This is a genomic window from Dolichospermum sp. LEGE 00246 (assembly GCF_015207865.1).
Lineage (GTDB): Bacteria > Cyanobacteriota > Cyanobacteriia > Cyanobacteriales > Nostocaceae > Dolichospermum > Dolichospermum heterosporum.
The window spans coordinates 1-8,098 of record NZ_JADEWA010000248.1 but is presented as its reverse complement, the minus strand read 5'-3'; the positions used below and the strand labels follow the sequence as shown (position 1 = coordinate 8,098).

7 protein-coding genes are annotated in these 8,098 nt (G+C 36.0%); 2 read left to right on the top strand and 5 right to left on the bottom strand.

Translation table 11 applies throughout. The features are described 5' to 3' along the window. The 4 genes from IQ228_RS16070 to IQ228_RS16055 all read right to left on the bottom strand — a co-directional run. On the bottom strand, positions 1–2,180 hold a 2,180-nt coding region (locus IQ228_RS16070), incomplete at its 3' end, for an AAA-like domain-containing protein (protein WP_228043912.1). Between the two features lie 26 nt (positions 2,181–2,206). Next, positions 2,207–2,440, bottom strand: coding sequence for a type II toxin-antitoxin system HicA family toxin (locus tag IQ228_RS16065; protein WP_096664140.1), 234 nt, complete (start codon positions 2,438–2,440; stop codon positions 2,207–2,209). Further along, positions 2,437–2,658: a type II toxin-antitoxin system HicB family antitoxin gene (locus IQ228_RS16060; RefSeq protein WP_096664137.1), complete on the bottom strand. Its 222-nt coding sequence runs from the start codon at positions 2,656–2,658 to the stop codon at positions 2,437–2,439. The genes IQ228_RS16065 and IQ228_RS16060 overlap by 4 nt, the downstream gene beginning before the upstream one ends. 114 nt (positions 2,659–2,772) lie before the next feature. Then, a complete protein-coding gene (locus IQ228_RS16055; protein ID WP_193963531.1) occupies positions 2,773–4,425 on the bottom strand; it encodes an AAA-like domain-containing protein in 1,653 nt (550 codons plus the stop codon). A gap of 604 nt (positions 4,426–5,029) precedes the next feature. Between IQ228_RS16055 and metK the strand changes: the two genes are divergently transcribed. Beyond that, a complete protein-coding gene (gene metK / locus IQ228_RS16050) occupies positions 5,030–6,271 on the top strand; it encodes a methionine adenosyltransferase (RefSeq protein ID WP_027403292.1) in 1,242 nt (413 codons plus the stop codon). Between the two features lie 91 nt (positions 6,272–6,362). Here metK and IQ228_RS16045 read toward each other — a convergent pair whose 3' ends face one another. Beyond that, complete coding sequence (locus IQ228_RS16045; RefSeq protein WP_193899758.1) at positions 6,363–6,821, bottom strand: pentapeptide repeat-containing protein; 459 nt, start codon at positions 6,819–6,821, stop codon at positions 6,363–6,365. A gap of 225 nt (positions 6,822–7,046) precedes the next feature. Here IQ228_RS16045 and IQ228_RS16040 point away from each other — a divergent pair, with 225 nt between their 5' ends. After that, positions 7,047–8,057, top strand: a complete 1,011-nt coding sequence (locus IQ228_RS16040) for an adenosine deaminase (protein ID WP_027403294.1) — start codon at positions 7,047–7,049, stop codon at positions 8,055–8,057. Positions 8,058–8,098: the final 41 nt, after the last annotated feature.

Genomic DNA, 8,098 nt, shown 5'->3' with positions numbered 1-8,098 from the left:
GCTTTGTTATATTGTGATTCTAATTGTGGATTTTTATCCTCTTCTATTTTTAAAGATTCATATCCTAAAACTAAAGAACTATCCAATAAAGCTTCTTTAAGTTCTGGGTTTTTGATTTTATCTTGTAAAACTAAACCTGCAATATTTAAAAATTGGTTAGCTTCGTTATTTTTACCTTTTTGTTGTAGTTTAGAAGCAACTGCTGATAATTCTGTAATTTTAGCAATGTTTTGTTTAATGCGAGCAATATCTTTTTGAGATTTTTCTGTTTGTTCTTTAGCAGTATTAAGTTCTTTTTGTTTTGTCAGAAGTTGATTGTTTATTTCTGCTTGCTTTTTTTGGAACCTTGAAACAGCATATTTGATTTGTTGAGACTTTGACTGTAATTCTCCTTGTAATTTTTTAGTATCATTATCTAACTTATTTTTTTGTGTTTCTAAACTCTTTTTATCATCTTGAACTTTAATTAAATCCTTTTTAGCTATTTCAGCTTTTTGTTCGGCTTTTTTCGCTTCTTCCTTCTGTTTTTCCATTTGTTTATTCACAGTTGCTAATTGCGAATTTTTTGATTTAATTTCTTTAGTAGCTTGTTCCGATTTATTTGTGGCTTCTGTAGCTATTTGTTGAGCGTTTTTAGCTTTTTTTTGTTCAATTATAGCTTTATTACCCGCTATAAATGCAGCTATTCCTAATAAACCTGTAATACCTAAAGTAATAAATAAAATAATTACGCCAAAACTCATTTTTTTCCTAGCAGTTTCTAATTGCTTTTCTGCTTTCTGTTTAGCTTCTTCCTCAATAATTCTCGCCCTTTCTGCTGCTTCTTTCTCCTTTCTTTCCCTTTCTAACTCAGCTTCCTTTTCCCGTTCATTGATTTCCTCCTCAATTTCCTGTTGACGAGAAGCTGCTAAAAATTGTTTATCCTGAAAACTTACATTCTTAGATTCTGCCCATGCTTCTGCTGTTTTTAAAGCATTTCCTCGTAATAACCAAGAATTTTCCTGACAACCTGAATTATACCACGCCCTAAATGCCTCAGAATAGGGCCGTAAAGCAGTTAATTGATTATCAATCCACTGTTGATTAAAAACCTCTCGATAAATGGGATTGTAAATCTGTAAGTGATTATTTCTTTTCACCACTAAACCCGATAACTGTAACTTTCCTTCCTCTCCAGTATTCTGACTAATTACTTCTCCCAGTTGATAAATCTTTTGATAAATATCTAATAATTCACCTGCCATTTGTTCATCAATTAAAATCCGTCTTTCAATGGTGCGTAAATGTTCCGGTTCATCTTTTGCTTGCCAATTTTCAATAATATTAGTTCTAATTAAATTCTCTAACCATTCTGTATACTCCCCACTTTCCAAGGGGGGTTGTGGGGGGTCAGTTAAAACTAAATTACAGCCTTTTTGAGTTAAAAAAGGTTGTCCTCCAGTCCAATTTAAAATTAATTCTAATAACTTTTCCGGTTGATTGGTTTTAACACTTAATCCCTTTGCTAATGCTTGAGATTCTGCAAAAGTAAAACCTGTTAATTCTACGCCATAACCAATATTAAAAGGAGTCCGCGTTTTATCTTGAATTAAATCACTGGGAGTAGCTACACCTAATAACACAAAACTCAGACGATTATATTCAATATTATCAACTCGACGATTATAAAAAGAGCGAATCAAAGCGAAAAAATCATCAACATTAAACTGTAAACTAATGATACTATCAATTTCATCTATAAAAATAACGATATTTGATTCAACATATTTTAAAAGAATATCTCGGAGAAAATTACCAAAGAAATTCACCGCAGACAAAGATTCTTGATCATATTTATCCCACCAAGTATCTATATCACATTTTTCATTTAATTCAAAGGTATTAATTAATTCATTAATAATTCCTGCATACCATTGTAAAGGGGTAATATTAGCTGAACCAATATCAGTTAAATCAATAGCAGCACAAGCAAATCCATCTACTTCTTTAAGTCGTTTCATTGTTTGAACTCTTAAAGAAGATTTACCCATTTGTCGGGAGTTTAAAACATAACAAAATTCTCCCTTTTTTATAGCCTGATATAGTTCATTATCGGCTTTTCTGGTAACATAAGTAGGAGCAGAAGCTGGGAGCGAACCACCTACTTGATATTCATAATTCACTGAGTCTATATTTTCCATTTTTATGTCCTTGCAAAATACCAAAATTAAAGATTTTGTAAGTGTTCATTAAAATTATCAACAGTTAATTCAATTTCTTTTAAAATTTCTCTTAACAGTGGTCTTGCTAAATCTCTCCCTTGATGATTAGGTACAGTTGTTGTTCTTCCATCAGAATGACGATAAAAGACATGACTTCCTTTTTGTCTAACTACGGAAAAACCCAACTTTATTAAAAGTTGATTCAGCGTTTTATAGTTAACAATAGGTAAGCGACTCATGAAGCCACCTCAATTTGTTGAATACCGATAAATTGAGGTAATTGACTTAAATCTTCTTGAGATTCTTCCAAACATAATTCTAAGACTTCTTTTAAATTCTGTTGTAATTCGTCTAAAGTCGCTCCTTGAGTATGAACTCCTCGAATAGCGGGAATAATTCCTACATATAATTTGGTATCGGCATCATATTCAATATAAGCGGTGAAAATTTTAGTCATAATCTTAAATTAGGGGGGGTTAAGATCCCCGACTTCTTCCTTGATGATGTCAATCAATTATAAACCAATGTCAGAAGTCAGGGATCTACTTTGTTATATTTTAAATGACATCAATTAATCTTGCAAGCGATCGCCAAAATAAAGCCGATATAAATTACATAGTGGAATTACCTTATTACCTTTTGATTCTGCCAATCCCATGCTTTTTAATTTAAAAGCATAAATCGGTTCTAAGGTAACGGCATCATCACTATTAACCAATTTTAACATAGCTGATTTTAGTTCTTGATTTTCTTCCAAAATCAAAAGATGACGATACAAATGATCTTCATATAATCCTTCTTCAGTGGGGGCAATTTCTAAAAATTGCTTTAAAGTTAAGTCGTTATTAGCAATATGATATAATGCTGTTCTCACCAAATAAGGATGACCGTCAATCATCCCCATTAATTGATTAATTTCTGTATTTGACCATTGCAATCCATGTCGTTTAACTAAATCCTGAACCTGTGCTAAACTAAACTTATTTAAATCAATTGGTAAACCCACATTAAAAGGAGATTTATTCACATCCAAAGAAATATAAACTTCCTGAGAATGGGAAAGAACTAATCTCAGTTTTTGCCAAGTTTCATTATTTTTGCCTTTTTCATGCCATGAACGTAACATAGTGAAAAATTCATCAGCAATTTCACTATATTGAAAGATTCTATCTACCTCATCTAATCCTAGAATCACAGGCTGTTTCAATTCTTTTAAAAGATAGGATTGGAAATAATTTGTACAATTAGTTTGACTGCTATAACGTTGAGGTTTCCAATATTGATCTATTTTTTCTTCAATCCCTAATTCTAAACTGACATTTGCACAAAAAGACTCTAAAAAACTATCGAGATTTTTAAATAATTCTCGACTCCATAAATTAATAAATCCTGTTTGATAACCTTGCTTTTCTCCTTGATCTAAAATCCTACTCATTAATGAAGTTTTCCCCATTTGTCGAGGTGCTTTAATCCTAATTAATGCCCCAGGTTTCACAATAGCAGTGTAACAGGTAGCTTCAATGGGAGGACGTTCAACATAGAAAGGAGAATTTAGGGGGACTTGGCCATCTAAATTTTCAAAAGGAATATTAATATCTCTTGGTTGAATAGGTTTAGATTTCGACTCAGGTACACCCTGAATAATAGCTTTTTTAGTCGTTGCATCTTTTGTCCTCAAAATCGGAGTTAAATGCTCTAGAATATGTTCCATTTCAATCGCATTACATCCTAAATCAAAAGCACTTTTAATTGATTGTCCTGCAAATAAAGTATCGTAGAAACCAATAGCAAATTGTTTAGCGGCTTGATCACCAATTTTTTGATTCATTCCGACGACATAATTAACATAAGGATAAATACCTTCTGCTTGTACATCTGAATAACAAGCATTGAGAAAAACACAATCAATAAAAAAGATTTCTTGTAATGCTTTAAACAATTTGGCTAAAGGAGCAACTTTGACTAAAAAGGCTTCTCCATTATCTGTCATTAAAGCTAAACCCTGTTCTCCTCCACCATGTCCTGAGAAATGCACAATATCTGGCTTATGACCTAATAGGGTACGACGAAGTTCTTGAGGACGGACTGCCTCTTCTACAATAATTGTAAATTGTTCACGGTTGAGCGATCGCTCCCAAGCACTTTTGATTTCCCTCACTTCTTCGCTTACACGTAACGGTTTTGTGTTAGTAGGGTTAGCGGTTAAAATAAGAATTCTTTTCATCACCATCGTTTTGTGAAGATATTACCAATACTGTGTATATGAAGTATTGTATCCTTTATAGTTACCAAAACCGTAACGGTGATCCAATCTCAGGTTACTGAGGACTTTTCTGGTAGATACTCTCAACAACAAGATCCCCGACTTCTTTGAGAAGTCGGGGATCTGAGTGCTTCTTGTTATACATATAAGCCTTTCGTCTCATTCCCAGTCTCTGACTGGGAATGAATTCTAGAAGGCTCTGCCTTCAATGATACTAGAGGCAGAGCCTCATCAACTGCATTCCTAGTCAGAGACTAGGAACGAGATGTGGTAGGAATTTGAGCTTAAATTGACACATATCAGCTTTTGCTAAACCCCTACACATCTGGGTTCTTTGTCATTTGGCAAAAGTTTAAATCTCACCCGTGTTTAGTATACTCTCAACAACAAGATCCCCGACTTCTTTGAGAAGTCCGGGATCTGAGTGGCTCTTGTTATACATATAAGCCTTTAGACACTGGGATAAAAGATACTTATTCCAAAAACTGTAAATATTGTTATGATTTCAGAAATTAGTAACTGATGTATCTCATCAGTGAAAACATTCTTTCAGGAGGAAATTCCTTTGTCTCGACGCTATTTATTTACTTCCGAGTCAGTTACAGAAGGTCATCCCGATAAAATTTGTGATCAAATTTCGGATACCATTATTGACGCGCTATTAGCAGAAGACCCTAATAGCCGTGTGGCAGCAGAAGTTGTAGTTAATACTGGTTTGGTGCTAATTACTGGAGAAATTACCACTAAAGCTCATGTTAATTACGTCAATCTTGCCCGTAAAAAAATTGCGGAAATCGGCTATACTGACGCTGATAATGGCTTTTCTGCGGATAGTGCCAGTGTTCTAATTGCCTTGGATGAACAATCAGCGGATATTGCTCAAGGTGTGAATATTGCTAAAGAAGCCAGAACTGAGGATAGTGAAGAGCTATTCGATAAAATTGGTGCTGGTGATCAAGGTATCATGTTTGGTTTCGCTTGTAACGAAACACCGGAACTTATGCCCTTACCTATCAGTTTAGCGCACCGCATTGCGCGAAGATTGGCAGGAGTTCGTAAGGCTGGTATTCTTCCTTATTTGCGTCCTGACGGTAAAACCCAAGTTACTGTGGTTTATGAAGATGGCAAACCTGTGGGTATTGACACCATCTTAATTTCCACCCAACATACAGCTACCATTGGGGATATTAGCGATGATGCTGGGGTACAGGCTAAGATTAAGGCTGACCTGTGGGCAGAAGTAGTAGAACCTATATTTGGTGATATTACTGTTAAACCCAGTCAGGAAACAAAGTTTCTGGTCAACCCCACCGGTAAGTTTGTGATTGGTGGACCACAAGGAGATTCCGGTTTAACAGGTCGGAAAATTATTGTTGATACCTACGGTGGTTATTCTCGACATGGTGGCGGGGCTTTTTCTGGAAAAGACCCCACTAAGGTAGACCGCTCTGCGGCTTATGCGGCTCGTTATGCAGCGAAAAATATTGTTGCGGCTGGGTTAGCAGAAAAATGTGAAGTGCAGCTAAGTTACGCCATTGGTGTAGCGCGTCCTGTGAGTATCTTTGTTGATACTTTTGGTACAGGTAAGGTTGATGATGAAATTCTGTTGAACTTGGTCAAGGATAACTTTGAACTCCGGCCAGCGGGAATTATCCATGTGTTCAATTTACGCAACTTACCAAGTGAAAGAGGCGGACGTTTTTATCAGGACGTTGCAGCTTACGGTCATTTGGGAAGAACGGATTTGGATTTACCCTGGGAACACACTGATAAGGTAGACGTTTTAAAGAAAGCGGCGTTTGCTTAATCAGTTAGTTTAATACCCAGACTTAATTTGAGGTTATAGACGGTTTAATTATCTATAGCCTCTTTTTTTGGAGTTTTACAAGTTAATTTACTTAATCCCAGTCAGGAAAGTTAGCTCCATCTTCGCCACCAATACCGATTCCTGTGTTATATATACCAGCATCAGTAATGTTAAGATTGTCCATTGATGCTTGATAGACGTTGGAATCATTGACTGTGGCGCGGGTAAGATTTGCGCCGTTTAAGTTAGCTTTTTTCAAATTGACGTTGGTAACAAAGGCTGATGTTAAATTAGCACCTGCTAAGTTTGCCCCAGTTAAGTCAGCACCTTCTAAGTTAGCATTTGTTAGGTTAGCGCCCTGAAGATTTGCGCCTCGTAAGTCTGCACCAATTAAATGAGTACCACTGAGGTTGAGTCCTGATAGGTTACATTGGACACATTCTCTAGTTGACAAAAGTTTCTGTAAATCTTTTTGGCTGCCAGCTTGAACTGAATTAGCTAGAAACAGGGGAGTTATCAAGGCCATAACGGCTAATAGTTGAAGTTTCATAAAATTTCCCCCTCTCACAATATAGTTATGTCCGTTCTTTGCCTCACGAATTCATTATCTCACTAATTAGCTAAAAAATGTTGATTTAAACTACAAGCTTGATATTTCTTTTTATAAATCAGTAATTGGGAATAGACCATTGGTAAACTGCGTCAATTCCTAAGTCCTAGTTTTTTATAGTGGTTTTTGTTAAGATTGATGAAATTTTCCTGGTGAAATACCACTATGGCTTTATACGCAGAATTGCATCGGCATTTAGGTGGTTCAGTTGTACCTCGTGTACTATGGCGGTATTTCCAGCGTCATAATGCTGAGTTGATTTCTCGCTTTGGTGAATATGCAGAGTTTGAAGATTTTTATACTCGTCCTCGTAATACTTTGGATGAATATCTAGAATTGCATACTCTTGTGGAAAGTGTGCAAACGGTGGAAACTTTACCTTACTTTATTTACCGTTTATTACGTGGTGCTTATATTTTTGAGAATTTGGCTTATTTGGAGTTACGCTATACTCCCTATTTGCGAACTCCTGAACATTTGAGTCAAGGTGAAAGAATTGATAAAATGGCGGAAATTGTGGATATTGTGGGTAAATCTAGTTATGTACCCGACTATCCGATTGTTACTAGTCAAATTCTTTGTATGCACTCCCGTTTATCTTTTGAGGTGAATAAGGCAATTATTGATTTGGCAGCGCAAAATAGAAAGTATGTTTGTGCGATAGATGTGGCTGGTGGCGATCGCTATTATGATGAACGCATGGAAGAATGGATTAGTTTATATAATTATGCCCATTCACTGGGTATTAACACCACAGGGCATCTTTATGAAACTAAGGATGGTTGTTATCCAGAATTGTTACCCTATTTAATGCGAATTGGTCACGGAATCCAAGTTCCGCTTTTGTATCCTGAACTACTGCCAGAAATTGCCAGAAGAGGACAATGTTTAGAGGTTTGTCCGACAACTTATTTAAAAACAGGGACTTTACAGGATATTCGGCAACTCAAGTTGGTTTTTGACCGATGTTTTGAAGCTGGGGTGGATATCGCTATTTGTACGGATAATGCGGGTTTACATAATGTGCGTCTTCCGTTTGAATATGAAAATCTTTTGACTTACGACATTATCAATTTTCAACAGTTACAAGCTTGTCAAGAGGCAGCTTTCCGTCATGCTTTCGCTTGGCCTCATAGTCAACGTCCAGCATCTTTGTTAACTGGGTTGTTGAGGTAGGTGACAGGGGAGTTGGGGGAGTTGGGGGAGTGGAGGAGGTT

Coding starts and splice junctions, on each gene's coding strand:
- IQ228_RS16065 (WP_096664140.1), bottom strand. CDS start 2,440: ATGAGTCGCTTACCTATTGTTAACTATAAAACGCTGAATCAACTTTTA.
- IQ228_RS16060 (WP_096664137.1), bottom strand. CDS start 2,658: ATGACTAAAATTTTCACCGCTTATATTGAATATGATGCCGATACCAAA.
- IQ228_RS16055 (WP_193963531.1), bottom strand. CDS start 4,425: ATGAAAAGAATTCTTATTTTAACCGCTAACCCTACTAACACAAAACCG.
- IQ228_RS16045 (WP_193899758.1), bottom strand. CDS start 6,821: ATGAAACTTCAACTATTAGCCGTTATGGCCTTGATAACTCCCCTGTTT.
- IQ228_RS16040 (WP_027403294.1), top strand. CDS start 7,047: ATGGCTTTATACGCAGAATTGCATCGGCATTTAGGTGGTTCAGTTGTA.